Source organism: Novosphingobium sp. KA1 (assembly GCF_017309955.1).
GTDB lineage: Bacteria > Pseudomonadota > Alphaproteobacteria > Sphingomonadales > Sphingomonadaceae > Novosphingobium.
Genome location: NZ_CP021249.1, coordinates 134,331 through 159,296 on the forward strand (window position 1 = coordinate 134,331; position 24,966 = coordinate 159,296).

At 64.5% G+C, this 24,966-nt stretch carries 24 protein-coding genes and 2 pseudogenes; 13 read left to right on the forward strand and 13 right to left on the reverse strand.

The features are described from left to right. From trbC to CA833_RS26210, 8 genes are all read left to right on the forward strand, one after another. Positions 1–771 (forward strand): type-F conjugative transfer system pilin assembly protein TrbC, encoded by a 771-nt coding sequence (gene trbC / locus CA833_RS26175; protein ID WP_011608029.1) that lies wholly within the window; start codon positions 1–3, stop codon positions 769–771. Between the two features lie 22 nt (positions 772–793). Next, positions 794–2,920, forward strand: coding sequence for a conjugal transfer protein TraN (locus tag CA833_RS26180; protein WP_011608030.1), 2,127 nt, complete (start codon positions 794–796; stop codon positions 2,918–2,920). 10 nt (positions 2,921–2,930) lie between these two features. Next, a complete protein-coding gene (locus tag CA833_RS26185; protein ID WP_176705057.1) occupies positions 2,931–3,320 on the forward strand; it encodes a hypothetical protein in 390 nt (129 codons plus the stop codon). A gap of 2 nt (positions 3,321–3,322) precedes the next feature. Then, complete coding sequence (gene traF / locus CA833_RS26190) at positions 3,323–4,141, forward strand: conjugal transfer protein TraF (RefSeq protein ID WP_011608032.1); 819 nt, start codon at positions 3,323–3,325, stop codon at positions 4,139–4,141. After that, positions 4,141–5,592 (forward strand): conjugal transfer protein TraH, encoded by a 1,452-nt coding sequence (locus CA833_RS26195; protein ID WP_011608033.1) that lies wholly within the window; start codon positions 4,141–4,143, stop codon positions 5,590–5,592. The genes traF and CA833_RS26195 overlap by 1 nt, the downstream gene beginning before the upstream one ends. Positions 5,593–5,608: 16 nt before the next feature. After that, the gene (locus CA833_RS26200; RefSeq protein WP_011608034.1) at positions 5,609–8,650 is read left to right on the forward strand and encodes a conjugal transfer protein TraG N-terminal domain-containing protein; all 3,042 of its coding nucleotides are present in this window, start codon (positions 5,609–5,611) and stop codon (positions 8,648–8,650) included. Positions 8,651–9,131: 481 nt separating this feature from the next. After that, positions 9,132–9,455, forward strand: a complete 324-nt coding sequence (locus CA833_RS26205) for a type II toxin-antitoxin system PrlF family antitoxin (protein WP_147161205.1) — start codon at positions 9,132–9,134, stop codon at positions 9,453–9,455. Next, positions 9,452–9,934: a type II toxin-antitoxin system YhaV family toxin gene (locus CA833_RS26210; RefSeq protein WP_011608037.1), complete on the forward strand. Its 483-nt coding sequence runs from the start codon at positions 9,452–9,454 to the stop codon at positions 9,932–9,934. The genes CA833_RS26205 and CA833_RS26210 overlap by 4 nt, the downstream gene beginning before the upstream one ends. A gap of 10 nt (positions 9,935–9,944) precedes the next feature. Here the strand turns inward: CA833_RS26210 and CA833_RS26215 are convergent, their stop codons facing one another. The 7 genes from CA833_RS26215 to CA833_RS26245 all read right to left on the reverse strand — a co-directional run bounded on the left by CA833_RS26215 (position 9,945) and on the right by CA833_RS26245 (position 17,438). Next, the gene (locus tag CA833_RS26215; protein WP_011608038.1) at positions 9,945–10,166 is read right to left on the reverse strand and encodes a DUF5818 domain-containing protein; all 222 of its coding nucleotides are present in this window, start codon (positions 10,164–10,166) and stop codon (positions 9,945–9,947) included. Between the two features lie 60 nt (positions 10,167–10,226). Continuing rightward, a complete protein-coding gene (locus CA833_RS27355; RefSeq protein WP_370584626.1) occupies positions 10,227–11,198 on the reverse strand; it encodes a sigma factor-like helix-turn-helix DNA-binding protein in 972 nt (323 codons plus the stop codon). A 134-nt stretch (positions 11,199–11,332) separates the two neighbouring features. Then, on the reverse strand, positions 11,333–11,536 hold the full coding sequence (locus CA833_RS26225; protein ID WP_011608040.1) for a hypothetical protein: 204 nt from the start codon (positions 11,534–11,536) through the stop codon (positions 11,333–11,335). Beyond that, positions 11,526–11,774: a hypothetical protein gene (locus CA833_RS26230; RefSeq protein ID WP_147161204.1), complete on the reverse strand. Its 249-nt coding sequence runs from the start codon at positions 11,772–11,774 to the stop codon at positions 11,526–11,528. Before CA833_RS26230 ends, CA833_RS26225 begins: the two co-directional genes overlap by 11 nt. After that, a complete protein-coding gene (mobF, locus tag CA833_RS26235) occupies positions 11,771–14,815 on the reverse strand; it encodes a MobF family relaxase (RefSeq protein WP_011608041.1) in 3,045 nt (1,014 codons plus the stop codon). The genes CA833_RS26230 and mobF overlap by 4 nt, the downstream gene beginning before the upstream one ends. A gap of 3 nt (positions 14,816–14,818) precedes the next feature. Then, complete coding sequence (locus tag CA833_RS26240) at positions 14,819–17,161, reverse strand: type IV secretion system DNA-binding domain-containing protein (RefSeq protein ID WP_011608042.1); 2,343 nt, start codon at positions 17,159–17,161, stop codon at positions 14,819–14,821. Next, positions 17,148–17,438, reverse strand: coding sequence for a hypothetical protein (locus tag CA833_RS26245; RefSeq protein ID WP_011608043.1), 291 nt, complete (start codon positions 17,436–17,438; stop codon positions 17,148–17,150). Before CA833_RS26245 ends, CA833_RS26240 begins: the two co-directional genes overlap by 14 nt. Positions 17,439–17,861: 423 nt before the next feature. Between CA833_RS26245 and CA833_RS26250 the strand changes: the two genes are divergently transcribed. After that, positions 17,862–18,140 (forward strand): hypothetical protein, encoded by a 279-nt coding sequence (locus tag CA833_RS26250; RefSeq protein ID WP_011608044.1) that lies wholly within the window; start codon positions 17,862–17,864, stop codon positions 18,138–18,140. Positions 18,141–18,301: 161 nt separating this feature from the next. Here CA833_RS26250 and CA833_RS26255 read toward each other — a convergent pair whose 3' ends face one another. Then, positions 18,302–18,613, reverse strand: coding sequence for a hypothetical protein (locus CA833_RS26255; protein WP_011608045.1), 312 nt, complete (start codon positions 18,611–18,613; stop codon positions 18,302–18,304). Positions 18,614–19,081: 468 nt separating this feature from the next. Then, positions 19,082–20,137, reverse strand: a complete 1,056-nt coding sequence (locus CA833_RS26260; RefSeq protein WP_011608047.1) for a DUF2493 domain-containing protein — start codon at positions 20,135–20,137, stop codon at positions 19,082–19,084. Between the two features lie 373 nt (positions 20,138–20,510). Between CA833_RS26260 and CA833_RS26265 the strand changes: the two genes are divergently transcribed. The 4 genes and pseudogenes from CA833_RS26265 to CA833_RS26280 form a co-directional block, all read left to right on the forward strand. Further along, positions 20,511–20,837, forward strand: coding sequence for a hypothetical protein (locus CA833_RS26265; RefSeq protein ID WP_207081337.1), 327 nt, complete (start codon positions 20,511–20,513; stop codon positions 20,835–20,837). A gap of 40 nt (positions 20,838–20,877) precedes the next feature. Further along, on the forward strand, positions 20,878–21,486 hold the full coding sequence (locus CA833_RS26270) for a DUF6088 family protein (RefSeq protein ID WP_147161199.1): 609 nt from the start codon (positions 20,878–20,880) through the stop codon (positions 21,484–21,486). 121 nt (positions 21,487–21,607) lie between these two features. Continuing rightward, positions 21,608–22,246: pseudogene (locus CA833_RS26275) on the forward strand (nucleotidyl transferase AbiEii/AbiGii toxin family protein); the annotation flags it as partial. Positions 22,247–22,277: 31 nt separating this feature from the next. Beyond that, positions 22,278–22,460: pseudogene (locus CA833_RS26280) on the forward strand (hypothetical protein); the annotation flags it as partial. Between the two features lie 55 nt (positions 22,461–22,515). On the opposite strand, the gene CA833_RS26285 reads toward CA833_RS26280, so the two are convergent. From CA833_RS26285 to CA833_RS26300, 4 genes are all read right to left on the reverse strand, one after another. After that, complete coding sequence (locus CA833_RS26285; RefSeq protein ID WP_147161197.1) at positions 22,516–23,238, reverse strand: nucleotidyl transferase AbiEii/AbiGii toxin family protein; 723 nt, start codon at positions 23,236–23,238, stop codon at positions 22,516–22,518. After that, positions 23,235–23,459 carry a nucleotidyl transferase AbiEii/AbiGii toxin family protein gene (locus CA833_RS27225; RefSeq protein ID WP_147161196.1) on the reverse strand — a complete coding sequence of 75 codons (225 nt, stop codon included), beginning with the start codon at positions 23,457–23,459 and terminating at the stop codon, positions 23,235–23,237. Before CA833_RS27225 ends, CA833_RS26285 begins: the two co-directional genes overlap by 4 nt. Then, entirely contained in the window at positions 23,437–24,027 is a 591-nt protein-coding gene (locus CA833_RS26295; RefSeq protein WP_011608055.1) for a hypothetical protein, read from the reverse strand. The genes CA833_RS27225 and CA833_RS26295 overlap by 23 nt, the downstream gene beginning before the upstream one ends. 332 nt (positions 24,028–24,359) lie before the next feature. After that, positions 24,360–24,875 carry a MucR family transcriptional regulator gene (locus CA833_RS26300; RefSeq protein WP_011608056.1) on the reverse strand — a complete coding sequence of 172 codons (516 nt, stop codon included), beginning with the start codon at positions 24,873–24,875 and terminating at the stop codon, positions 24,360–24,362. Between the last annotated feature and the right edge of the window lie 91 nt (positions 24,876–24,966).

Sequence of the window (24,966 nt, forward strand, 5' to 3'; positions counted from 1 at the left end):
ATGCGCCGCCATCTTACCCGCCCCCGCGCGCGTGCTGCCGCCAGCCTTGTAGCGCTGGCAGCCGTTTCGGCCGCGCTCGCCCAGAGTGCAGCGCAGACGGTCGAGGAACTCGATCTGGCGGCGATCAAGGCGCGGGGGAGCGAGCAGGTGAGGGAAGCGCAGGCCCTGGTCGATGCCGTGGCTCATCGCGGCGAGGCGCACCAGGCCGAGGCCGAAGACCTGCGCGACGCCGGGCTCGCGGCGGCGACCTCGCTCGATCCCGCGAGCCTGCCGCAGGGTCCGAAAGGCCCGGTCGACTTCGACGAGATCCTGGCCGGTGCGGCCGCCAACAGTCAGGCGCCGATGGGCGAGGGGCCGCTGTTCACGGTCTTCGCCAGCCTCTCGATGCCGCAGGCTTCGCTTTCCCGCCTGATCCGCGACACCACCCAGGCCGGGGGCGTGGTCGTCTTTCGCGGCTTCCCGCAAAACAGCACGAAGGCCTTTGCCGAGGGGCTCAAGCGCGTCGTCACCGACGAGAGGCAGGAAGCCCATATCGCGATCGACCCGCGGCTGTTTCGCGCCTTTGCCGTCACCGCCGCGCCGACCTTCGTGGTGACGGGACGCGCCTACGAGCTCTGCGACGGTTTCGACTGCACCAGCATGGTCCCCGACCACGACCGCATGACCGGCAATGTCACGGTCGAATATGCGCTCGAGCGCTTTGCGACAAGCCGCGGACCCGGTGCGGGCGTCGCCCGGGTGGCGCTCGCCGAGCTGCGCAAGGGCAGCTGACATGACGGGAGCAGGATCACGGATGGCAAGGGGCAGGGCGGGCCGGTTCGCGCGTCTTGCTCTCCCCTGCCTGCTTCTCGTGCTCGCTGCCCTCCCGGCCCAGGCGCAGGTCTACATCCCGCCGCCCGATGACCTCGTCGAAGAGCTGCCGGTCCTGCCGCTCGACGTCGATCCCGTCCTGCCTGCACCCGCACCCCCGCCACCTTCCGCGCCAAGCACCATGAGCGCTGAGGAAGCCAAGGCCGAGGCGAGGAGCACCGGCGCCGTGCTGCGGGGTGCCTACCAGGGGCTGACCCAGGAGGCCGGCGCCGCAGGCCAGGTCCCGGGCTATCAGGAGAGCTATCCCGGCCAGACCCAGTATTACACCAATCCGGAAGCGCTGCAGACCGACGGCGCGGTGGCGGGCTGGAACAGCGAGGCTTACCGAACGGCCAATTCGACAACGCGGCCGACGGTCGACGTGACACGCAGCGATCTTGCCCGCGCCACTGCGATCGAAGCCAATCCCGATGCCTATCTGGAAGGCATGAGCGCCGATGGATCGACCGGCGACTGCGTGCCGCTCCCGCCCGGCTCGGGCGCGCCCAACACCGCGGAATGGACCTGCCATGTCGGCTCGCAGGTGGTCGAACAGCCACGGACCTGCACCAGCAGCCTCGCGGTCGCGGAATGGAATGATACTCTCTACCAGTACATTTGCGTCACCAGTCCCAGCTTTGCCGGCTGCACTTCGCTTGCCGGTAATGCCCAATGCCGCATGACCTCGAGCTTCCCGGTTCCGGAATACGGGCTCACCGTCGACTATTACGACTGCGACGCCGCTGTCAGCGATCCCAACGCCTATTTGATCGCCACGCTGCCCAAGCCGCCGCCAGCCGATGCTTTCGCGGTCGTGAGCAACGCCTATCGCTGCAATGCCCAAGGCATCAGCGATGCCCTGACCTTCGATCCCGTCACCGGCATGCCGCTGCAATATGTGACCGGCCTGCAGCAGTGCGGATCGATTGCCTCGGACCCCACCTGCACCCGCACAAGCGCGGCGGCGGCCGGGCTTGCCGAGCGAGCGCTATGCAAGACCTGGGAATTCGTCGGCGATCCTTTCGGCGGCGGCGGATACCTGACCTGCATCGAGCCCGCCGCGCCCGAGGAGGTCTATCTCTGCTCGTCGAATGTCGCCGGAATGACCCCGGAGAGCGCGGTTTCGAAATGGTTCACGCAAGCGTGGACCGACGGCGCCTGCAGCATCGATCCGGCCAGTTGCAGCCTGTCCTCGGAGACCTGCACTGCGCCGGGTGAAACCAGGGTCATCGGCGGGGTGGCGGTCACCCGCCCGTGCTGGGAACGCACGCGGACGTACCTGTGCCAAAGCGTGGTCGGCGGCGGCAACGACTGCGGCGCGCTCGAGGCCCAGGCAGGATGCTCGCTTGCGCGCGAGGTCTGCCTTGACGATCCGCCCTCGGCCGATGGCTCCTGCGCGGTCAGCGAGCGGGTCTATTCCTGTCCGATCCCGGGCACCAGCGAGGAGCCCGCGCAGTACATCTGCGGCGGCGACGTCTACTGCGTGAACGGCGACTGCGAGGCGGTGGAACGCGAAGCCTCCGACGAATTCAAGGATGCCGTGGTCGCGCTCAACGCACTCGGACAGGCCAATGCCGAGTTCGACGAGGCCGCGCTCACGCTGTTCAGGGGGACGCGCGAAAGCTGCTCGCACAAGGTCTTTGGGCTTTCGAACTGCTGCTCGGGCAAGGGCGTGCCGCTCCTCACCCCATGGCTCTGCTCCTCGGCCGAGAAGCTCCTCGACGAGAAGGACGATGCGGGCCTGTGCCACAAGGTCGGGACCTACTGCTCGTCGAGCTTCCTTGGCATCTGCGTCACCAAGAAGGACGTCTACTGCTGCTTCCAGTCCAAGATCAGCCGCATCCTGCAAGAGCAGGGCCGCCCGCAGATCGGCAAGCCCTGGGGTAAGCCCAAGACCGAGACCTGCGAGGGGTTTTCGATCTTCGAGTTCCAGCAGCTTGACCTGTCTGTGATGGATTTTTCCGAGGTCTACGCGGACTTCATGGAAGCCGCGAAGCTCCCCGACGAGGCCGCGGCTCTCGTCCAGATCCAGCAGAAGATCGCCGACTATTTTGCGGCGCACAAGCCGTGAGGGAATTGTCATGACCAGAAAATTCCGGAAGCGGCCTCCCGGTGACGTGTTGGCGTTTGAAGTCGGCGGCCACCTGCTTTGGACTCATATGGCCTTGTCCGAGTTCTTCGTCGTCATGGCTCTGTGCCGCCACGGCCCTTCGACCTGCGCCGAGGTCGCTCGGGAAGTATCGACCTGGCTTGATACGCCGCTGCCGCCCGATGGGCTCGACCGCGCGCTGCACGCGGCGGCCGGACTGGGCTGGGCCCGCCTGGATGAGGGAACTTACACGATCAGCAGCGATGGTACCCGGATCATTCGCAGCTGCCACATTGCCTACACGCGCATGTTGGGAAGCGGCGTCATTCACCTCGATGTCGCTGCTGCCCAAAGCTGCGCCGCAGAGTTTGAAAGGTCCTGATCATGATCCTGCGTCCCCGAACCTCACTCACGGTGCTGGCCACACTTCTGGCAGCACCCACCACTTTGGCGCTTGCGGCAGACCCGCACGGCGATGGCGTTGAAGTCGAGCAGCAGGAAGACGCGCTCTACTGCAAGGAGCGCAGGCTCGGGACTTGGTTCTACTGCGAGCGGCCCAAAGAAGCGCCGCGCGCGGCGGCAAGCCCCGCGGCCTCTGCGCGCAGCCAGCTTGCGGCGATCTCTGCCAATCTCGAAGAGCTGAAGGCGCGCGCCATCCTCGATCCCAGCGCAGAGAACGTCACCGCCTATGTCCGCTTCCAGCGCGAGCAGCTCGACCGCTCCTCGCTGTTCGCCGATGTCTGGCAGCGCGCTCTGTGGCAGGATCCGGGGCTCGACTACACGCTGCAGCGCCCGGTCTCGACGCTCGGCAAGCGTGCCTGGATCGACCAGCGCAAGACCGATCGCGACCTTGCCATGGCGAAACTTCCCGGGCGCTACGGGGTGTTCTACTTCTACGCCTCGAGCTGCGGCGCCTGCGATATCTTCGCCCCGATCCTCAAAGCCGTGAGCGACAGGTACGGGCTTGCCGTCCTCGCGGTGTCAATGGACGGCGGCCCGACCGCGACCTTCCCGAACTATGTCGTCGATGCCGGGCAGTACGAACGGCTCGGGCTCGGCACCGATCGCCAAGTGCCCGCGCTGGTCCTGTTCGACTCCGTGACGAAGCAACCGATGCCGATCGGTTACGGGATCCTCAGCCAGGACGAGATTATGGACCGGGTGTTCCAGCTGACCCAGGTGCAGCCCGGGAGCGACTTCTGATGCGCGGCGCGCTCACCCATCGCCTCGCCGGCGCCTCGCGCAAGGCTCTGACCGCCGTGCTCGCAGCCTCGGTCGTGCTCGCTGCCCCCACGCCTGCGCTCGCGGGCGTCGAAGGCGAGATGCAGAACTTCATGTCCGACATGGGCGCGCAGGCCAATGTCACCGGCCCTTCGGCCTATCAGGGCCAGTCGGCGGGCTATTATTCGGGCGGCGCCATGTGGTCGCGCTTTCCGCAGAAGAACATCCAGCCCTTCAACATCCAGCTGCCGCACGCACGCGCCGGCTGCGGCGGCATCGACCTGTTTGCCGGCTCGTTCTCGTTCATCAACACCGCCGAGTTGGTCGCGATGCTCAAAGCCACGGCCAACAATGCGCTCGGCTTCGCCTTCAAGCTCGCGATCGACACGATCTCGCCCGAGATCGGCAAGGTCATGGATGAGCTTGCCCAGAAGGTGCAGCAGATGAACCAGATGAACATTTCGAGCTGCGAGACCGCGCAGGCGCTGGTCGGCGGGCTCTGGCCGACCTCGGACACCGCATCGTCGGTCATCTGCGAGGCGATCGCCAACAGCCAGGGCGCGGTCGCCGACTGGGCGCGGGCCCGCCAGCAGTGCAACAATGGCGGGCAGCGCGAGGCCCTGAAGGGCGCGAATTCCGATCCCGACATGAAGGAACAGGCCGGGATGCCCAACAATTACACCTGGGAAGCGCTCGGCAAGAAGTACGGCGGTTTCGACACCCAGTTCCGCGAGTTCCTGATGACGCTGGTCGGGACCGTGATCTACGATCCCAACGGCAGTGGCGGCAAACCGCGGGTCCAGTTCATCGGCCCGGCGGACTCCGCGCTGATCAGCGCCATGCTCGACGGCACTTCGGCCGCGCCGCACAAGGTCTGGTCCTGCGGATCGGACACGGCCAAGTGCATGGCTCCCACCGAGACCTCGCTGGTGATCGGACCCAATGTGGCTTTGAAGGCCAAGGTCCGCGCGCTGATCGAAAGCATGGCCCTCAAGGTCCGCGATCCCGGCGCTTCACTCACCCCGGCCGAAGTCCAGCTGCTCGGCATGGCAAGCGTTCCCGTCTACAAAATCATCACCGTGAGCGCGGCGGCCGAGTTCGGCATCTCCGTCCAGGAGATCAACGACCTTTCCGAAATCGTCGCAGTCGACCTCGTCACCACCATGACCATGCGCTTCATCGACATGGCGGTGAACGCGCGCTCGGACTTCAACGGGGCGGACGCCGATAGTTTGCGCGAATGGCGCGAGGGACTTTACGAGACCCGGCGCAACTTCCTCGGCCTCGCGGCGCGCACCTCGGCACGCTTCGACCAGACCTTCGCGCTGATCCAGCGCACGCAGATGCTCGAAAAGACGCTGCGCAGCCAGCTTTCCCCGCAGATGTCGGCGGCGCTGCGCTTCTCGCGCACTCTGAGCAGCCAAGTCCAGTAGGGGCGGTAACCGCACGATGCTCGAGGTCTTCACAGTCGGCGGCGGCGAGTACCTCGTCAATACCTTCAACGCCATCGCTGCCTGGACCGGTTCGGGCGGGTTCAAGTCGGTGATCCGCGTCGTGATGGTGATGGGGTTGATCTACGCGCTCCTCGTCACCGCCATGGACCTCGACTGGCGCGCCTGGTTTCGCTGGTTCATTCAGTCTACGCTGATCTACCTCGTGCTCATGGTGCCGACGGTCACCGTCAAGGTCACCGACCGCGTCAATCCGGGGCTTGCCCCCGCCACGGTGGCCAATGTGCCGATCGGGCTCGGCGTCATGGCCTCATTCACCAGCCAGGTGAGCGACTATTTTACCCGCACGGCCGAGACGGTCTTCGTCATGCCCGCCGCTCTCAATTACTCGAATGGCGGCTTCGTCTACGGCGCGCGGATGTGGGACAAGGTGCGCGGCTTCGAGATCCGCAATCCCGTCTTCAAGGCGAACCTCGACGGTTACCTCAAGCAATGCGCCTATTACGACATCCTCTTGGGCACAAAGAGTCTGAAGCTGCTCAGCGAATCTACCGATCTCTGGGCCGACCTTGGGGCCAATGCCGCGACCAACCGCGGCATGAAGTACCTGACCGATACCGGCGCCGGCTCGGTAGACATCGAGGGCAAGACCTGTGCCGAGGCCTGGACGCTGATCGACGGGCAGTGGGAAGCCGAGATCAATGCCTATGCGCTGCCCTTTGCCCACACCATGTACCCCAAGCTCAGCCAGGCCGCCGCCGGGGCCAAGCTTGCCACCGACGTGCCGGTGATTTCGCAGCTGCTCACCGGCGCCGCCATGCCGCGCAACCAGTTCCTCAAGCAGAAGAGCGTGGTCGATGCCTTCGAGGCCGCCCAGCTCGACTTCGGCAATGCCGACAGCGATTCCTTTGCCCTCCAGCGCGCCGATGCCCAGACCCGCAACGCCATGACCACCACGGCCGAGCAGGGGTTGATCTGGATTCCAGTGCTGAACGTCGTGCTGACGGTCGTGTTCTACGCGCTCTTCCCGATCGTCTTTCCGCTGCTGCTGTTCCCCAAAAGCGGCATCGCGACGCTCAAGGGATACTTCGCCGGGTTCTTCTACCTCGCCGCCTGGGGACCGATCTACGTCCTCATCCACATGTTCATCATGGACCGGCTGACCGCTCAGACCAATGCGGCGGCGCCGGGCGGGATTGCGCTTGCCAACTGGGCGGGGATCGACGCGGTCAACCAGGACATCGCGACGATGGCCGGGTTCCTGATGATGTCGGTGCCGGTACTTGCGCTGATGGTCATGCGCGGCACCATGTCGGTCGCCTCGAACATGGGCTCGATGCTCAGCGCGCCGCAAGGGGCGGCCGATGCTGCCGCGCTCGAGCGGACCACCGGCAACTACACATTCGGCGATGTCAGCCATGGAAACTTCAACGCCAACAACCGCCAGATGGCGCAGTGGAACCAGGCCCCCAATCTGGCTGTGGGCGCAAGCCACATGGGCCTCAGAAGCGACGATGGCGCGATGACCCATGCCTATGGCAGCGGCGCGCGGGTGATCGACACCAGCGGGGCGATCTCGCAGTTGCCGTTCAAGGCCTCGATGACGCGCGGCTATGCCAGCGATTTGCGAAATCAGGGCCAGTGGTACCTCAATGAGGCCGACCGGATCGAGAACGGCACCTCGGCGAGTTGGAGCAGCACACGCGGAACCTTTGGAAGCGCGGTCAGCGCCAGCAGCCAGGTGACCGGAAGCCGCAGTGAACGCGGATCGCGCGCGTCCGACACCCACAATGTCGGCGGCAATGTCGTGGTCGAAGGCTCGGCCGGCAAGTCGACGCGGGAGGTAACCAACGACGATCTGATCCTGCGGCAGGGCAATAGCCGTTCGAGCGGGAATTTCTCGACAAGGACCTTTGGTACGAGCGCCTCTCTGACGGGCACCGGGACAATCGGGACCCCGCTCGAGGGCGCCATCGGAAGCGGCGTCTCCGCTTCCGCCTCCGCGGCCATATCCGGTCGCAAGGAGACCGGCGACAGCGCGAGCGTAAACACCGAGCGGTCAGCAACGAACCAAGTCACCCGCGGCACCGACAAGTCCGAGGATGTCAGCAGCCGCGTCGTCGTCAGCGGCAACAGCGGCGACGTCCAGTCTTCAGGCACGTTCAGCCAAAGCTCCGACTACACCGATGCCAGCCAGAGCCGGACCAGCAGCGAGGGCTCCGACTGGCGGGTCTCCGAAGCCGAGGAGCGCCGCGCCGCAGCCGCGCGCTACCGCGAGATCGGCAGCCGGATGATGAACGAAGCAAGCTATGCGGAAAGCCACGGGTTTCAGGTCTCGAGCGACATGTCGAACCTGATCCAGGATCGATACGAGGCACTGCAGCGCGAGCATCCCGAGTGGCACCTGCCAGACATTGCCAACCCGCGGCTCGATTACCGCGACATGGCACGGCGCGATCAGGCGATCAGCTACATCATGGACGACCTGATGAGCGACCTCAGGAACCGCCGGATTGACGAACTGGGCGACGTCGCGGCGATCGCCGGGCAGGGCAAGCTCGGCAGCCATGCCGATCTCGGCATGCCGCAAGCCGCATCGCTTTCGCCTGCCGATCGCACGCCGCCCCTCGTGGCCTCTTCCCTCGAGGGAGGACCACTGCTTGCCGCTCCCGAAGGCCCGGTCGATGGTGCCAGGCTGGCCAGGGAACTCGGCATGGGCGTCAAGGCCGGCGCGCGGCTCGGCCGAATGGACGGCGACCTCGTCCCTGCGATGGGCGTGGTGGCGGACGAGGCAAGGGCGCTCGGGTTGCCGCGCCCGGTGGTAACTTCGGGGAATGACAGCAACCAGCATGCCTCCGGCTCGGCGCACTACGACAATCGCGCGCTCGACTTCCGCGGCAACAACATCTCGGACCAACAGGGAGAACAGTGGGCGGAGCGCGTACGCGAGCGCCTGGGCCCGAATTATGCCGTCGACTTCGAAAGGTTTCCAGATAACCCTGCTCGCGATCACCTGCACGTTGCCAGGCGGCGTGGATAGCTTCAGCCGAACAAATTCGACATATAAGCGAGGAAAGCTCCCAGCGCGGCCATGATCACCGCCAAGGGAAGAGCCAATGGGTAGTTCCCCGAACGACCCCCTCCCCGAAAAGTCGGGAGCGGTTGGCCGGTTACGTGATCGAAGTGACCTGGGCGGGGAAACACGGGTTGGCCATCGAGTCCGTAACGATTGTGGTCCATGGCGGGGCTCCTTGCGCTGGCAGGATCATATCCGGTTCTCGCCCGATTTTCAATGATCTGCCAGGAAAAGGGAATGCCCCCCGCACCCATGCCGAACCTCCACACTCCCCAGCGCGAAGCGCCGATCACCTCGGCCCCCATCGGCGGAAATGCGGAGAATAGAGCGGCTATTCTCCGCAACATGTGCGGTGAACATATCCAGAGAGTCCGGTCGATGCCAAGTAGGAACCTTGACAAGGTAAGAATTATTCCTTACCTCAATCCCCGACATGGAGAGCATCATGGCGATCTCACTCGAAGAAATCAGCACCATCACCGCCAAGGGGCAAACGACGATCCCCAAAGCTGTGCGCCAGGCGCTTGGCGTCGACTACGGCGGCCGCATTGCCTTTCGCGTGAGCGATGGGGGGGTTACCGTCTGCCGTGCCGACGACGACGAAGATCCGGCAATCGACAGCTTCCTGAGTTTCCTGGCAGCCGATCTGAAGCGTCATCCCGAGGCCGTGAAGGCGCTTGGCCCGGAATTGGCAGCGCGCATCACGGCGCTCACGGCCGATGTTCCGGTCGATCTCGATGACGCGATCGATGGCGACGTCGCCCTTTGAAGAGGAAGCCCGTTCCTGAAGGGCTGACGGTCAACGGATGGACGCTTTACGCTCATCCGCTTTTTCTCGAACAGCTTGAGAAGTTGACGCTCGCGGTTGAACGCGCCCGCGAGAAGGATCCGGGTGGATACGCGTCGACTGCCAACGCCAAACTTCTGGCAGCGCTCCGCAAACTGATGTTCGAGGTGATCCCCGTCGATCCCGCTCGCCCCGAATTCCGCCAGGGCGGGACGCTGGGTCCGGCGCGCAAGCACTGGTTTCGGGCAAAGTTCGGCAATGGCCGCTTCCGCCTGTTCTTCCGCTATTCGACCGCAGCGAAGATCATCATCCTGGCCTGGGTCAACGACAGCGACACGCTTCGCACCTATGGCGCGAAGACCGATGCCTATGCCGTGTTCAAGACCATGCTCGACAAGGGCAACCCGCCCGAGGATTGGAATGCCCTGCTGAAGGCGAGCCAGTCGCTTGCGGAGAAATGATCAGGACGGCTCAGGCGCTATCCCTGACGTCAACGTACTCGGCCTCGATCCGGTCGACCTCGACGATACGGCCGCGCACACGAACGCGCCCGCTCAAGCCGACCGCGACGGCTTCATCGACAAAGCCGAGCCGCCAGCACATCCCGTCATCGTCGCGCAGGATCAGCCCGCGCGCACCAGGTTCGATGGTGCCGACGAATGTGCTTGCAGAGAGGCGGGCGGGCTGGATCATGGAATCACCTTGGCATCCTGATAGCGGGCAGGGGCGTTTGTGGCGAGATCAGGATGCAAGTCATGCCGGCAATGGCTGTCTTTTCCGCCATGACAGCAGCCGGTTCGGCAAGTGCAAGGCGCCGATAATGATGAACAGCCCCATGAATACCGATATCTTCAGGGGCATCTCCCCACGAAATCGGGGCGGTGTCGTCGCAGACATATCGAGCAGAAACTGGTAAAGCTCGGGCGAGCGAAAACCATAGACGGCAAGGCCCAGGCAAGCGCCAAGCATTAAGGTGCGCACTGCCGCCGCGCGGCCGCCAACGATGGCGTCACCCTCCCGAATTGCAGTCCACCCCTGACAAAAAACCGCCGCGCCGCAGATAAAGTTCAGGCCGCAGACCAACAGGGCAGGACCTGGGCCGAGATGGCGTCCCAGATGGAAGCCAACCGTCTGGTCAAAGGTCACCGCGAGCAGGAACATGCCGATCAGCAATGTCAGGATCCCCCCCGATATGCCATTTTCGCGGCCAGGGTCAGCGCCATGCCGGACTGGTACTGGTCTTGCCACGGTGGCAGTGGGCACAGTCTTGGCGCGCCGCACCACTGGACCTGGTCCTGGAGCCCTTGCAGGCGAAGCCTTGACGCTCTGGGCCCCGGTTGCCTGGGCGGCCGCCGGCAGCGATGTGGGCTTGGGATCCATTGGCAACGGTCCATAACGCTTGCGGAACTGATGACGCAGTCGGCGCAATGCCTTCATCTCAATCTGGCGGATGCGCTGGGGATTTACTCCAAACTCGTCGCCAATTTGCTGCAAGGTCCATTCACCGTGACCTCCAAGTCCGAAGCGCAACCGGATGACACGCTCCTCGCGCGCAGAGAGGCAGGACAAGGCCGCGGTCAGGACACCGATATCGCCGATCAGGTCGATTGATCGCGGCTCGCTGGTTGCCTGCATGGCTTCGGCCATGTCCACCCGCTCTGGCGCATCAAGCATGTCGCGCGGCGCTGCTCCGCTGCGAAGGCACAGCAGGTCATCGTCCTCCACCGCGTTTGCCAGCAATGTCCGGCTGCAAGACTGGCGCGGCCCGGTGGGAGGCGTCCCGGACCGCGCCTTCCGTCCGGATGTGCGCTGCGCACCCGGTGGAAGCGATTGGGTTCTGGCCGGTTTCGCTGTCGGTATCAGAAAAAGCCGGTCCGGCGGCCGTAGGAGAGGTCGCTGGTTGCAGAATCCCCGAGCGCCGACCGGCGCACGCTCAGGGTCACGCCGCGCTCGCGCACCGCGCGCAGATGCAGGTCGCGAACATCGATGCCATTGCGCTCGGCCCAGTCCTGAGCGTCGCGTTCATTGGCAAAGTCGCCGATTTCCTGATGGTCATAGGACATGGCTCTCGTCCTCCCTGGTTGTGGGTGATGCATCTCGCAGGCTTGGGGCTGGGGTCGCAGGGCAAAGCGCAACGAAGGCCGCGGCGAGCGCCACGGCTGCCATGGCAGCAAGCGCCAGTGTCTCGACTTGCTCGTCGGCGACAACACTGGCGAGCACCGCCAGCCAGACCAGCGCCGCCTGGCAGCCGTCGAACAGGCGTGTGCGCCGCTCGCGCGAAAGCAAGGGCAGGGGCCTCACAGGTCGAGCCCCAGCGATTTTTCCGGGACGGGGAGCTGGCGCACCGCCGGGGCTGCGACCGGGCCAAGGGCAGCATCGAGCTTCGCCTTCAGTTCCGGGCTCATCCTGAGTTCGGGGAGCTGGCGAGGCTCGATCGGGTTCGCGGGCCGCGCGTCAACCTCGAGCCTGCCGACCGTCTCGAGCGCCGAGGTCTTGTTGCCCGGCGTCCGGTCGAGCTGGAACTTGAGCGCCTCGAGGTCGTTGGTCACGACCCGCATGTCGTCGGTCGCGCGGGTATTGAGAACGTTCTGGGTGCGCTGGGTGGCGAGGTTGCGCTGCCGTGAAGAGATCACCTCGATCGCCTGGGCCTGGGTCATGCCCTGCGCCATGTGCGCATTGAGCGCATAGCCCAGGTCAAGCCGCCGCAGCATGGGATCGCTGGAGGGCAGGGTGATCTGCCGCTTGTCGGCAAGCTCAAGCGTCACGGCTTGCCCAGTTGCCGAGACGACCTTCGCATAGGTCGACTTCGCGATATCGCGGGGCCCATCCTTTTCGCGCCAGAACACCGTCTCGCCGCCATGGAGGGTAATGTCCTTGCGGTCGTAGAGCCCGATTCGGTCGAAACGGTGCTGCGGGTCGATCCGGTCCGGATCGATGACCTTGCGCTTGCCATCGCGCTCCAGCGTCACTTTGCCGTCGCGGCCGATCGCCACCACGTCGTATTCGCCGCGCCTCAGCCCCAGTTCGCGCACGTCCATCCGCGCCTCGAGCACCTGGCCGGGCCGGTAGGTCGAGGCAAAGCGCATCTCCTCGCGGGTGGCATTGGCGCTCTGCAGGGTCGAGAAGGGGACGCCGGGGCCGGCAAGACTGCCCTCCTTGAGCAGGCCCTGCTGGACGAGGCCGTTGATCCGGGTGCGGTCGTCGCGGCCGGCCGTGAATATCGCCGTGCGCGCGCGCTCCTCCGGGGCAAGCGACAACCAGAGGTCGGCAGCGGCGGCAATATGATCGGCCTTGTCCTCGATCACCCGGCCGTGGGCCGCCAGGAGATCGAGCGCCAGGCCGGCATGGCCTTCGTTCGACAGACCGGCCACCGCGAGCAGCAGCGGCGAGCCCTTCTGGCGGATGTTCTCGTCCATCCTGACTGTCGCCTGCCCCGCGGCCTGCGACACCGCGAACATCTTGCCCTGCTCGATCGCCGAGAGCTGCTGGCGGTCGCCGATGAACGGTGCCTTGGCGAGGTCGAGACGCTCGGCGATCATGGTCAGGCTCGCCATGTCGCGCGAGGAGACCATCGAACTTTCGTCGGTGATGATGACCGTGTTCTGGAGCGCGGTGCGCGCGGTCTCGAACCGTTCGCCCTGGCCTTGCGCGGCGGGCCCGGCATAGCGGTTGACGAAGCTGGCAATGGTCCAGGCTTCGATCCCGGCCTCGCGCATCTGCTCGGCAGTCATCATGCCTGAGCCTCCGCCGCGCAGGTCGGCAACCATCTTGTTCTGGAAGGCGAGGCCAACGAGCTTGACCCCTTCGGCGGACAGCACCTTGTCAAGCGCGCCCAGCAGCGTCGACTTGCCCGCGCCCGCCACGCCCTGGATGTTGAGGAAGCGGTCCTTGCCCGACAGCACGGCCACGCCCGCGGCGAGCTGCCCGGCATTGAGCTGCCAGCCATCGCTGCCGGCGCGCTCGATCCCGAGTTCGCGTGCCGCCGCCTGGAGCCGTACCATGGCGACCTCTGGCGCCATGAACACCCGGCCCTTGCCGGCTCCGGCATCGATCCGGTCCAGTATCTGCTGCTCTCGCCCGAGCGCCGCGGGCGTGGTCACGAGATCGTAGTGGCCATCGAGCCGGTCGGACTTGCCCGGGATCAGATGCCCCTCACGGACCAGTTCGCCGATCCGCAGGGCGACAGCGCCCCCTTCGAGACCCTTGATCTGGAAGCCGAGCGCGGCGCTCAGGATCGCCTGCGGGCTGAATGCGGCCTCGCGCTCCGAAAGGTGCCGGATGGCCGAGGCAGTGGCATGCTGGGCCTTGATCGTCTCGGCGGAAAGGAAGAGTGCGGCGGGGCCGCTGACCGCGAGCGCACTGGGCGGCCGCATGGCAGCGCTGATCCGTTCGGCGACTTCAGCAAAGGCCTGGCTCGCCGTTTCGCGCAAGGTCGGGCGGACCTGATGGGCGGCCCGCGCCATGGCCTCGGCGATGAGGGGTTTGCCGTCAAATCCCAGTTCGGCAGCGCGGGTCTTCCAGCCTTCGGCCAGCGCGGCCCGATCCTCGACGGCGAGCTTGGGGTCACGGGTGTAGAGGGTGATCTGCTTCTTGGTGGCGAGGCGGGTCGCGCCGGTCTCGGCGATCTTCGCCTCGATCTCGTTAGCCCGGGTCGAAAACGCCTTGATCACAGCCGTGGGCACGCCCTTGATCTCGAATGCGCCATGTTTGCCGGATGCCTCGGTCTCATAGCCGAGCTTCTGGAGCTGGGCGCGGAAGGCGGCGTGGTAGAACTGGCCGATCGTCGTGTTGTTCTTCCAGATCTCGCCGTTCCACAGCGCCTTCCAGTTGCCCTTGAGGTCGCGGGTCAGATTGGCGACGACGGCGTGAATATGCCCCTGGGGATCGAGCGCGCGGCTCGTGTCGTGGGCAAACAGGGCATAGACGAGGTTGCCGGTCTTCTCAGGCTCGCCGCTGCGACTGCGCTCGTAATTGCGGCCTTCCGCAAGCTGCTTCTCGACGAGCTGCGACATGGTCGAGCGCACGGCCGCCATGTGGGCATCCAGGATCCGCCGGTCGCCTGAGACCAGAGCCAGGATCGAGGCGGACTTGGGCATGGAAAAGGTGAGATCGAGACCCAGCCTGCGCCCCTCGACCTGCCCCACCTTGTCCCCGTCGGGCAGATGGCCGTTGAGAATGGCTTCAAACGCATCGCGCCCGACCGTTCCCTCGAGCCCGAGTGCGCGCGCACCCTCGCCAGCCCAGACCCCCGCTTGCGCGCTCTCTTGTGCCGTGTAGTAGTTGTCGTTCGCGAAATAGTCGGCAGCACCACCGGACGAACGAACCGCTGCGATGGAATGCATGGCCTAGATCTCCATGCCCTCGTCAGGCGCGATCTCGGGCTCATCAGTGCCTTTAGGCCCGCCCGCGGATCGCTCGATCCGGGTTTCCGGTTCAAGGGCTTCACCCAGCTCGCGCGCGTTCTGGTTCGCGCGCTGTCCGGCCGCTTTGGCAGCTGACTGTGTGATTGCTTTCGCCTCGCTGGGCGCGTGGCGGGAATGGGTATCGGCGACAGGCGAGGCGCCGCCCGCTCGAAACGACATTGTCGCTGCGATACGGACCGCGGGCGCGCCGCTCTCGGCGCCGACCTGCGGCGGTAGAGGCTCTGCCTCATCTTGCCCCGGCACCGCCGCGGCAGGCTTTGCCTGTTTCTCATCGGGCTCGATCAGATTTGCAGGTTGGAGCTCATCCCTGGTCTCCCGGCCACCCTTGTCTTCCGCATCGTCAGCCTCGCCGCCAGCGGCATTCGAGAACTCGATCGGCTCGACATTCTCGCGCAGGACATAGCCATCGGCGACCTTGGGATAGTCCTTCCAGGCGAGCTTGATCCGAGCGGCGTCGAAGCCTTCAGGGAACACCACGAAGCCGCGCAGCGAGGGCAGCTTCATGATGTCGTCGGGGAGCACCAGAGGCTGGACTTCGGAGCGCGGAGTGATCGTCGCGGCGTCGCGGATGTTGGAATAGCCGTAGCTGTAGGCTTCATCCATCATTCGCACTTCGCGGTGGCCAATGTAGTCCGAGCAATGCTCGGCGGTGTCACGGTCGGCCGCGGCCAGAATGAGCTTGGTGCGCGCCAGCGCAGCAAGGTTCTGCGCGCCTTCCTTGCCGTAAGTCTCCGAGAGCTTGGCGAACGAATGGATGCCGAGCACGAAGGCGCCGCCGAAACCTCGTGCGGTCTGCAATCCGTCCTCGATTGCCGGCAGGCGGTGGAGCGCATGCACCTCGTCGAAGAAGAACCAGGTGCGCAGATCCCGCGTGCGCGGCAGGCGCATCAGGGTATGAACAGCAAGGTTCATCCACAGCGACAGCAGCGCCCGGTTGAGCACCAGCTCGTTGTGCGAGGAGGTGATGAACAGGATCGAACCCGGCTTGTCCTCGACGCGGACCCAGTCGCAGATCGAAAACGGCGCTTTGCCTTCAGGGAGAAAGCGAAGGGCCTGCGCGTTGGTGTTGAACACGGCCCGGATCGATTCCGCCATCTTGGCCGCCTCGGGCGCGGTCAGCGGGTCGGCGACGGTATTCTCGAGCATTTTGTGGACCGCCTTGAGGTCGGCCATCATCAGGCGGCTTGCGAGCGCCTGGTTGGTCGCCTGACCTTCCTTGATGAGCTTGATGCAGGACTCGACGAACAGCGTGCGCGCAGCGAGCATCCAGAAGGGTTCCGCGCCTCCGCCATCCGCGGGCAGCAGCGCGGCGGCGATGCCGGTAAAATCGGCGTGGTTCTTCGCCTCTGCGAACACCGACCACGACGGACAGCGCTCGTCCATCGGGTTGAGGATGATGTCGGTTTCCGGGTTGTAGAAGGCCTCGACGTAGGCGCCAGTGAGGTCGAAAACGACAGCCCGGTCGCGTCGCACCCGCATCTGCGCGATAAGTGCGCGCATCTGGGTTGTCTTGCCGGTACCGGTCGAGCCGATCATCATCGTGTGCGACTGTTCGGTGCGCCAAGGGAAGGGGATACCGGCCATCGAATAGACATGATGGATACCCGCCGCCTTGCGGTCTTCGAAGCTCATTGCCATTATCTGATCGAAGCTCTTGCCGGGCAGTTTTTCGGCGATTTCCTGGTCCAGCTGCGCGCGATTGTGGGCATTGATGACACTGGCGAGCTCTGCCCCATCGACCAGCATCGCGCCGCGTTGGTGTCGCTCCTCGAGGATCGACTTTCCGCGCCGCTTCGAGAAGTCAACGAACCAGACCGCGAGCGGGACGGCGACGAACAACGAGATGAACAGCGAACCCCAAATGGCGCGCATGAGCTTGTTCCAGGCGATCACCACATCGGGGTGCGAGGCCACCATCGAAATCGGCGCCGGGATCGCTTCGCCCGATGGCACGGTGAGGTTGATCACCTTGCTCGGCGAGAACTCCATGAAGGCCCAGCCTGCGGCATAGATCCGCATCAGGATCATCTCGATTTCGTGTTCGTGAAGCCGCAGTGCGAGGACCACCGAGAGCACGAACAGGAACGTGAAGAACCAGACCAGGAAGGGGAGCCGGGCAGAGGCAAACCACATCAGGAATTCATGAGTGATGAGCTGCGAGCCGCGGGTGAAATCACCGGCATTGCGCGGCATGGTTCCGCGCGCCGAATGGTGCTGCAACTTGCCCGGCCGAGCGCGGTCCGACCAGGTGTCAGGCCCCGCCATGGAAGACCTCCATGCGCCGCTCGGCTTCGGTCAGGAGTTCATCGTGCACCTCGGGATATTCGCGCTGGACCATGAGGTCGAGCGCGAGGAAGGTATACTCGGCCGAGAATTGCCGCCGACGGTCCTGTTCGGACGAACCGGAAAGGTCATCGAGGAAACGCTCGATGGCGATTCGCAGGAGCTTCGAGCGGGAGATGTTGCGCGAGGTCGCAGCGGCATTGGCCGCCTCGGCAACCGATCCGGGAAGCCGGACCGAAATCAGGACTGTTTCTGTCATCACCAAACCCTTCGAAAAGGGCCCGGTGGGGATTGCGCCAGAAGGTTTTAGGCCATCGTCGATGGCTTGGCAAGGGAAGGGAAGGCCGGCACCTACCGTATTCTAATGTATTACGCCCTAAATGGCGCATTTGCGTTGTCTGCATTTGTGTTCAGCAATTTGCACACTTTGTGATACACAGAGACGATTGCTGTATACGCGCACGATTCCGCCAAATCGCCTGACGGCCATGCCGTGTACGGTCTGCATTTCTTCCCCTCAATCCGATGCCTTGTGTCTGGTGGGTGGTTGCTGGTCTTTGATGCGCATAGAGTCGAGCCTTGACCGCTTGTCCGGGAGCCAATGAACGTCGCTGATTACAGGACGAGCAACACGATTTATTTGCAGGGCCGATGGCAAAGGGCTTGCCACTGACGGCGCAGCTTGGAATCCTCGCGCACGGGAGGTTTCAGCGCCAACCCACGAGGTATCATCATGGCCAGGAAAGGAAGTCTTGAAGCGGAACGACAGGCGATCGCAAAGGAGCGCAGTGCGCTGGAAGCGCGCGAAGCGAAGCTGCGGGAAAGCGAGCAGGTTGCCATGGCCGAACTGCTGAGGAAGTCAGCACTCGGCAAGGCACCTTTCGAGCGGGTCGAAGCCTTCTTCGCCGCGCTCGGAAAGCTCGGCCTCGACGAAGCAGAAAAGCGCCTGCGGGCAAGCTGAAACCGGCCTCGAGAGAGGCCAGCGCAGCCGGGGTTCCCAAAGTTGCTGCCTGCGTCCGCAGGCAGGCGAGGGGGCCTCGGCTGCGCTTTATCTGGACACGCAAAAAAGGGGGCCGGAGAGCCCCTTGTCGGTGCCCTCCGGCGCTGCGGTCGATGATCATTTCAGAATGGGCAATCCGCGTCCCATTCGGGATCCATCACCACGCTCATGAAGCTTGCGGCGCGGGCGATGTTCGCTTCGTCGAAGTCGTCGGCCATCACGCCCGGGACGGAATGGACGATCCGGTCGATCAGGTCCTGGGGCAGGGCGTTGTAGTCGCCTTCGTCGATGGCGAGAAAGCAGCCGAACTCGTCCTCAATGACGTGCTGGTCGAAGAAGCTGTGCTGGGCCCGGATAGTCGCGGCGCGCACTGCTGCGTCATAGCTGATGGGGTCGAAAGCCGGGATGTCGAGGGACTTGGTAAGAGCGTTCATGGGAGCCTCCTGTCAAAGGAATTGAAGAGGCACCTCAAGGGATGGCCGAGCTTGGACCGGGTCAGGAACGGGCCGCCCGCGGCCCGCCGCGCGAGCGGGGGTGGGGGAGCCGATTTTTTCGCCTTCTTCAGGCGTAAAAATTGGGGGAACCGCCCTTCTTGACGCGGGCCAATGGCGGCCATCATGCTTGGAATTCTGCGAGAGTGTTTAACCCTGTTGGGCAGCCCCCCGGTGGTCCCAGGCACAAGCCTTGCCGCCCGGCCGATGCGAGGCCCTCGGAGCGTTCCTAGTCGCCACATCGCCAGTAGCGATGCTTAGGCGCCAGCAGGCCGTCAGGCGATTACTGGCGAGGGCAAGAAGCAAGCGAGCCGGACCATGGCAGTGTGCGTCCCGATCGACAAAAAGGAAGGGCATCCGGCGGTGAGGCCGGACACCCTTCATGCTTGATGCAATCGGAGCAGGCCCTGCTCAGAACGGCGGGAGTTCATCGCTATTGACGGTGCCACATGCCGTGCGCTTCATCGCAGGCCGCTCGGCTTGCGCTGCGGCTTTGGTCCGCGCCGCCGGAGCCTCGTTCTGAACCGAAGCGTCGCGCACGATGTGGAGCGGCACGCGGGCTTCACGCAGCCGGTCGGCCAGGTTCGCCTGGATGCCGCCGCCGCTGCACACCACCGCCTCGACAGGCTTGAACGCGAGCATGCGCGCATTGCGCTGATAGGGGGCGGATGCTCCCCGAGAAGCGTCGGGCTTGCACAGGATCACCGGCACATTGTGGCGCGACGCCCAGGCCGCCGCGATCACGTCCGCACCCTTGTTCTGGGCGGTCGTTGCCAGCGCCATTGACGGGACCCGGGCATGGATCGCATCGAGGTAATCCTCAACCAGCGCAATGTCAGTGAACTGCTGTCCACCCGAGAACACCACGACCGGACCCGATGGGGCATATTGTTCGCGCCGCTGCGCCTTCTGTGCCGCGAGATAGTCGCGTGCTTCGATCATCGAGGCATTGGTCTTGGACGACACCCGCGAGCCCCGGACCGGCGAGAATGGACGGCCGGTTTCCACGAGGTAGATCTTTGCTGCGTGGTCGCGCATGCATTCCATCGCATCGCGGCATTCGGCAAGGCTGCGGGCCTGCATGGTGAGGTCCTCAAGATCGGTCGCATAGACCTCGCTCGGATCGTACTCGCGCAGCTTCTCCTGAAGCCGGTTCGCCATCGCGTCCTCGCGGTCATCGAGGCGTTTGGCGACGACATGGAAGCTGTTGGCCACGCCCCAGGCAACTTCGCTAGCGAAGTCCTCCATTCGGGTGTCGCGGAACAGGTCGAAGACCGTTGCCAGCATCATCTCGATCGCCGCCTGGGCCACCTCGGGGTCGGGCATTTCCGCAGCGCTCGGCTCATGCTCGATCGAGAGCTTGGCCAGTTCGGTCTGCTCCATGAACGCCCGGGCGTAGTCGGGCGTGGCGATTTCGCGCGCATAGTGTTCGGCAAGGTCGGCGAAGTTCGAGAAACGGTCCGTCATGATAACCTCCAAGAGGAATTTTCTCTCATCACGCTGATGAAAGATGCCCATCGGAAGGACGCCGGAGTCAGGCAGTCAGGGACGGCGGCGCGCACGCGCTGCCGCCGCCAATAGCGGGCGTGGGGGGAGCCGATTTTTGCTCGCAAGGCGATAGCCGCAGCAGGCCAAAATCGGGGGGCACCCGCGATCCTTGACGGCCGCCAATCTCCCAGGCGTCATGCTATGGCGATGCTGATTTCGCTCAGCCACCGAGATGAGAGAGAGATTACGGTTTTGCCCCCGAACCCCATCGGGGCGTTCGGGGTTAACCGCAAAACTCAGCCCTTGCCTAGCCGCAGCCTCGGTTGCGGCCCACTTGCAAATGACGGACCCCTTGCCGGAGCAAGTCAGTCGCACCGTGGCCCGGTGCATCGCACGGGCGCGGGACGGCGACGGAGGCGAAGGCAAGAGTGCCGGCGGCCCAATGCAGGAAATCCCGCACCCGCAGGAGCGCGCCAGCAAGGCGCGCGGGACCGAGTGCGGCAATCTTGACGGGGCCGCTCCTTATTTTCGGACCTGCGATGTCTGGCACCCTGCTGATTGTCGTCATCACCGAACGCCGTCGCCGGTGATGGTGATGGTGGTGATGACCAACAGGCATGCGCTGACCATGATCATGATGGCCATCGAAGGGCCTCTCGCGGTGGTATGGTTTGTTTGAAATATGTGTGCTAGTTTCTAACGAAAGGAGCATACGAATCATGTCCGCCATGGCCGACAAGATCATGAAGCGCGTTCGCGCGAAGGGGCGGGGGTGGGTATTCACCCCCAAGCATTTCATCGACTTCGGCACACGCGGCTCGGTCGACATGGCACTGTCGCGCCTGGCGCAGAATGGAGAGATACGCCGGATCGGGCGCGGCCTCTACGACTATCCGCAGTTGCACGACAAGCTGGGCGCGCTGACACCAGATGCCGAGATGATCGCGCAGGCCGTATCGGCGCAAAGCGGCGACCGGCTCGCGCCCTCGGCAGCAGCAGCGGCCAACAAGCTTGGCCTGTCGACACAAGTCCCTGCCAGGGCGAGCTATGCGACGACAGGACGAACCCGCGTGCGCCAGGCCGCTGGCCGAAGCGTCACGCTCAAGCACAGCCGCGCACCAGTGCTGGGCAATGCCTCTGAGGCTGCCAACGGCGTGGTCCAGTTCCTGGCCGGGCTCGGGCGAGACAAGGTCGATGCCGATGCGATTTCGCAGCTCGCCGCGCGGCTCGACGACAAGGACGTGCAGGCGCTGATCAAGGGCCGCGCGCAGATGCCGGGTTGGATGGGCGATGTCGTGCTGAAGATCGGGGCGGCGCACCATGGATGAATTTGCAAGGCGGCCTGCCGAAGATCGGCGGGCGTTCTTTGCCGAAGCAGCCGCACGCCGCGATCTCACGCCGCTCATCGTCGAGAAGGACTTCTGGGTGTGCTGGACCCTGCGCCGACTGATGGGCGTGCCCGAGTTGGCCAAGGTCCTGACCTTCAAGGGCGGGACCTCGCTCTCGAAGGCATTCGGGATCATCAAGCGATTTTCAGAGGACATCGATCTCACCATCAATCGCGCAGCGCCGTTGCTCGGCGAAGTCGCTTCGCCGACGGCGAGCGACATCAGCGGCAAGGAACGCGAACGGCGCGCCACGGCGCTCGGAGCTGCCGCGCAAGAATGCGTTGGGACGATCCTCCTGCCGGCACTCGCGCAAGCGATCGCGGAAGCCCTGGACACGCGTGATGGTTGGAGCATCGAGGCGGATCCCGAAGACAAGGATCGGCAGACCGTCCTGTTCAACTACCCGGCATCCTCGGGCTACGGCCTCGACTATGGCAACGCTTATGGCGGGCGTACCGGCTACGTGCAGCCGCGGATCAAGCTCGAATTTGGGGCAAGGGGCGATCCCGAGCCATTCGAGCTACGGGACATCCTGCCCTATGTCGCTGAGGACTTTCCGGCCGAAGTGCCCGATGCGGTGACCGCCGTGCCAACGCTTGCACTCGAAAGGACCTACTGGGAAAAGGCGACGATCCTGCATGCGCTGCACCACAGCGGCAAATTGCGGCCAGGTCTGTCGCGGCACTTCTATGATGTGTTCATGCTCGATGCTGCCGGCATTACGGAACGGGCGCATGCGGGTCGAGTTCGGGCTCGAGACCGACAAGGGACGCAGGTTCGCCATGTGGTCGCTGCTCTACATGCTGGGTTCCGCGCCGGACCTTGACGTTGCGTTCAAGGACCCTGGCGACCGCGAAGCGGCGCGGACCTTCATGGACCTGCTCGATAAGGCAAATGCCGGCGAGGACAGCTGATTGCAGCTTGTTCAGGCGAAGTGCCGCTCGCCAGCATGCTACTCAGGGGAATGTGCTAGGCCGTCTCGGGCGCAAGCATGGCGCAGAGCCTTTCGAGCGCCGCGAATGCCTTCTCGAAATCGGGGATGTCGCCGGCCCCAGCGAAAGCCATGCTTTCGACAAATTGCCGGTACTCGGCCGCATATTCTGGATCGCGCTTCACGCGATCGATCATTGTCTTGAGCCGTTCTTGGGGCGGCAGGTCTTGCACCGCGCCCTGGCCGCGCATCGTGTCTGCGCGCAGGGCTTCTAGCAGCAGCGCCGGAAATTCGGCGCTGGCGGTGGCGGCAGCCTCAAGCGCTGAAAGATCGTGGAGATGGCGCACGATAGTCGGATCGTCGTCGGGGTGGCTGCGATCACGCGCGATCGAGCGCCAGGCAAAGGCGCTCAGCTTGTCCGCGGCGGTCTCGACCGGATCAACACAGAGGATGGCAGGCACCTCGGGTTCCGCGGCACGGAACTGCGCGACGAACGAGGCAATCGATCGAGAGACCGGCTGCAAGGCGGGTGGCTTGGCAGACAGTTCGGCAAGGATGTGCGGGCGCAGCGCCGCATGTCCGCCGAGCTTGGTCGGGTAGCTCATTTCGAACTGCAGGAAGGAATTGCCGCTGCGGGCCTGGACTTCCAGATCCGTGAAGCCCAGCTCGGACCACAGCGCCGTCAGCCGGTCGCGATAGTCGCCAAGGCGCCGGCGCTGCTGATGGTGCGACAGGGCGAGGAATTCTGCCGACAGGCTCAGCTGAAGTCGATGTCTTCGGAAAAGCGCTTGATCAGGCCGTGGCCTTTGAGCAGCGAAGTTCCTCCGGAAAACACAGGCGTGAAGTCGGCGTCGTCGAGCGTCAGCAGCGCCCGAATCGCCTGCACAACATACCAGTCCTTTTCGACGAAGGCTTCGTCGACGGCGAGGGTGCCCGCAACCCGGCCCAGCGTCCTGCTGTCAGGCGGGTTGGAGAACGACATAATTGCCATTGTAGCCGATGCGGCGGCGAATCCGGGCATTGACCATCAAGGTGCGGCCAGTCGGAACCTGGGTCGAGCGGCCGCTGTTATAGGCCTTATCAAAGCGCGTGGGCTCGACCGACTTCCCGAGCCGCTTGACCGCTTCGCTCGCCAACGCGCGAATGCCGACAACGGGCGCGGGCTTGCCGGTCAGCGGCGATGGCTCGGCCTTGGCATAGAGGCCATAACCGATCTGGACCAGGCGGCCGGCCTGGACCTGCTGGCGCAGCGCGCGTCCGACACCGTCGTAGCTGCCGAATTCGTCGAAATCGGCACGCAAGAACACGTTGCGCCGGGACCGCCGGACCCGCTGGGCAATGAGGTCTGCAATCGACGAAGCTGAACAGGTCGCCGGACCACCAGATTTGCGGTAACGGCCGCGACCGACGCGCACCAGCTTGCCGGTCTGGACGAGCTGTTTCAGCGCGCGTCCGACCGAATCGTAGTCAGCCGCCAGCACGAGCGCGCCGCGATCGACGGTCGCATTCTCCGGGATGGAGTCCAGAATCTGGTTCGCAAGGCTCGACATCGTTCAACCAACATACGACGTTTACGGCACCCAGATAGGCCCAAGTGGTAAAGATTTCAAGCAATCCGTAGAGGTCGCTTTCGCGGGCTCGTGCCAAATGCGCGCGGGACCAGGAACGTTACCCTGCAAAAAGGCCAAACTGCCAAAATGCAGGGTAAAATCTTGTCGCCCGGCGAGGCAGCGCGCATGGTTGGGTTTATCCCACAACCCGGCAAGAGGCGAAAATGTGGGATAAACCGGTGGGGCCCGCTCGGTCGTTGTTCCCTACTTGTTCCAGATTGATAAGATTAATTATGTTAAATGAAATCAAGTACTTGGCGGAAATTAGCGGTTCAGCTGGCGTCTGCCGAGCCGAAGGCAACGCCGAGCTTCTTGCGTTTTGCCGGGGTCGCAGCGGCCTTGGGCTGCGCCTTGGGTGCAGCTTCGGGCGCTGCGTTGGTCTCAGACTTCGGGCTCTGGCCAGGCTTGCGGCCGAGGCCGATCCTGACAGCAAGATCCTTGCGCTTGGCGGCATAGTCGGGCGCGACCATTGGATAGTCGGCGGGCAAGCTCCAGCGCGTGCGGTACTCGGCCGGGGTCATGCCGTGCTCGGTGCCGAGGTGGCGCTTGAGCATCTTCATCTTCTCGCCGCATTCGAGACAGGTGACGGCGTCGGGCTTGACCGACGAACGCACCGAGACGGCAGGCTTCAGCTCTTCCACAGCCGGTTCCGGCGCCCGTCCAAGCGCGGCAAGCGAAGCGTAGACCGCCTGGATCAGGCCCGGCAGGTCCGCGGCTGCCACCGCATTGTTGCTGACATGGGCAGAAACGATATCGGCGGCATGATCCAGCAGTGCTTCGTTTTCCATGCGGGCGAGACCCTTTTCAATCCACGGATCGGGGGTTCCTAGGCGATAGTTCGCCACCACGCCAGAGGAGCGTCGACGCAGCGCGCGCGAG

What these genes read in the sequence shown, in the direction of transcription:
- trbC (WP_011608029.1), top strand. Translation starts at nt 1, where the DNA reads ATGCGCCGCCATCTTACCCGCCCCCGCGCGCGTGCTGCCGCCAGCCTT.
- CA833_RS26180 (WP_011608030.1), top strand. Translation starts at nt 794, where the DNA reads ATGGCAAGGGGCAGGGCGGGCCGGTTCGCGCGTCTTGCTCTCCCCTGC.
- CA833_RS26185 (WP_176705057.1), top strand. Translation starts at nt 2,931, where the DNA reads ATGACCAGAAAATTCCGGAAGCGGCCTCCCGGTGACGTGTTGGCGTTT.
- traF (WP_011608032.1), top strand. Translation starts at nt 3,323, where the DNA reads ATGATCCTGCGTCCCCGAACCTCACTCACGGTGCTGGCCACACTTCTG.
- CA833_RS26195 (WP_011608033.1), top strand. Translation starts at nt 4,141, where the DNA reads ATGCGCGGCGCGCTCACCCATCGCCTCGCCGGCGCCTCGCGCAAGGCT.
- CA833_RS26200 (WP_011608034.1), top strand. Translation starts at nt 5,609, where the DNA reads ATGCTCGAGGTCTTCACAGTCGGCGGCGGCGAGTACCTCGTCAATACC.
- CA833_RS26205 (WP_147161205.1), top strand. Translation starts at nt 9,132, where the DNA reads ATGGCGATCTCACTCGAAGAAATCAGCACCATCACCGCCAAGGGGCAA.
- CA833_RS26215 (WP_011608038.1), bottom strand. Translation starts at nt 10,166, where the DNA reads ATGATCCAGCCCGCCCGCCTCTCTGCAAGCACATTCGTCGGCACCATC.
- CA833_RS26225 (WP_011608040.1), bottom strand. Translation starts at nt 11,536, where the DNA reads ATGTCCTATGACCATCAGGAAATCGGCGACTTTGCCAATGAACGCGAC.
- mobF (WP_011608041.1), bottom strand. Translation starts at nt 14,815, where the DNA reads ATGCATTCCATCGCAGCGGTTCGTTCGTCCGGTGGTGCTGCCGACTAT.
- CA833_RS26240 (WP_011608042.1), bottom strand. Translation starts at nt 17,161, where the DNA reads ATGGCGGGGCCTGACACCTGGTCGGACCGCGCTCGGCCGGGCAAGTTG.
- CA833_RS26245 (WP_011608043.1), bottom strand. Translation starts at nt 17,438, where the DNA reads ATGACAGAAACAGTCCTGATTTCGGTCCGGCTTCCCGGATCGGTTGCC.
- CA833_RS26255 (WP_011608045.1), bottom strand. Translation starts at nt 18,613, where the DNA reads ATGAACGCTCTTACCAAGTCCCTCGACATCCCGGCTTTCGACCCCATC.
- CA833_RS26260 (WP_011608047.1), bottom strand. Translation starts at nt 20,137, where the DNA reads ATGACGGACCGTTTCTCGAACTTCGCCGACCTTGCCGAACACTATGCG.
- CA833_RS26270 (WP_147161199.1), top strand. Translation starts at nt 20,878, where the DNA reads ATGTCCGCCATGGCCGACAAGATCATGAAGCGCGTTCGCGCGAAGGGG.
- CA833_RS27225 (WP_147161196.1), bottom strand. Translation starts at nt 23,459, where the DNA reads ATGTCGTTCTCCAACCCGCCTGACAGCAGGACGCTGGGCCGGGTTGCG.
- CA833_RS26295 (WP_011608055.1), bottom strand. Translation starts at nt 24,027, where the DNA reads ATGTCGAGCCTTGCGAACCAGATTCTGGACTCCATCCCGGAGAATGCG.
- CA833_RS26300 (WP_011608056.1), bottom strand. Translation starts at nt 24,875, where the DNA reads ATGGAAAACGAAGCACTGCTGGATCATGCCGCCGATATCGTTTCTGCC.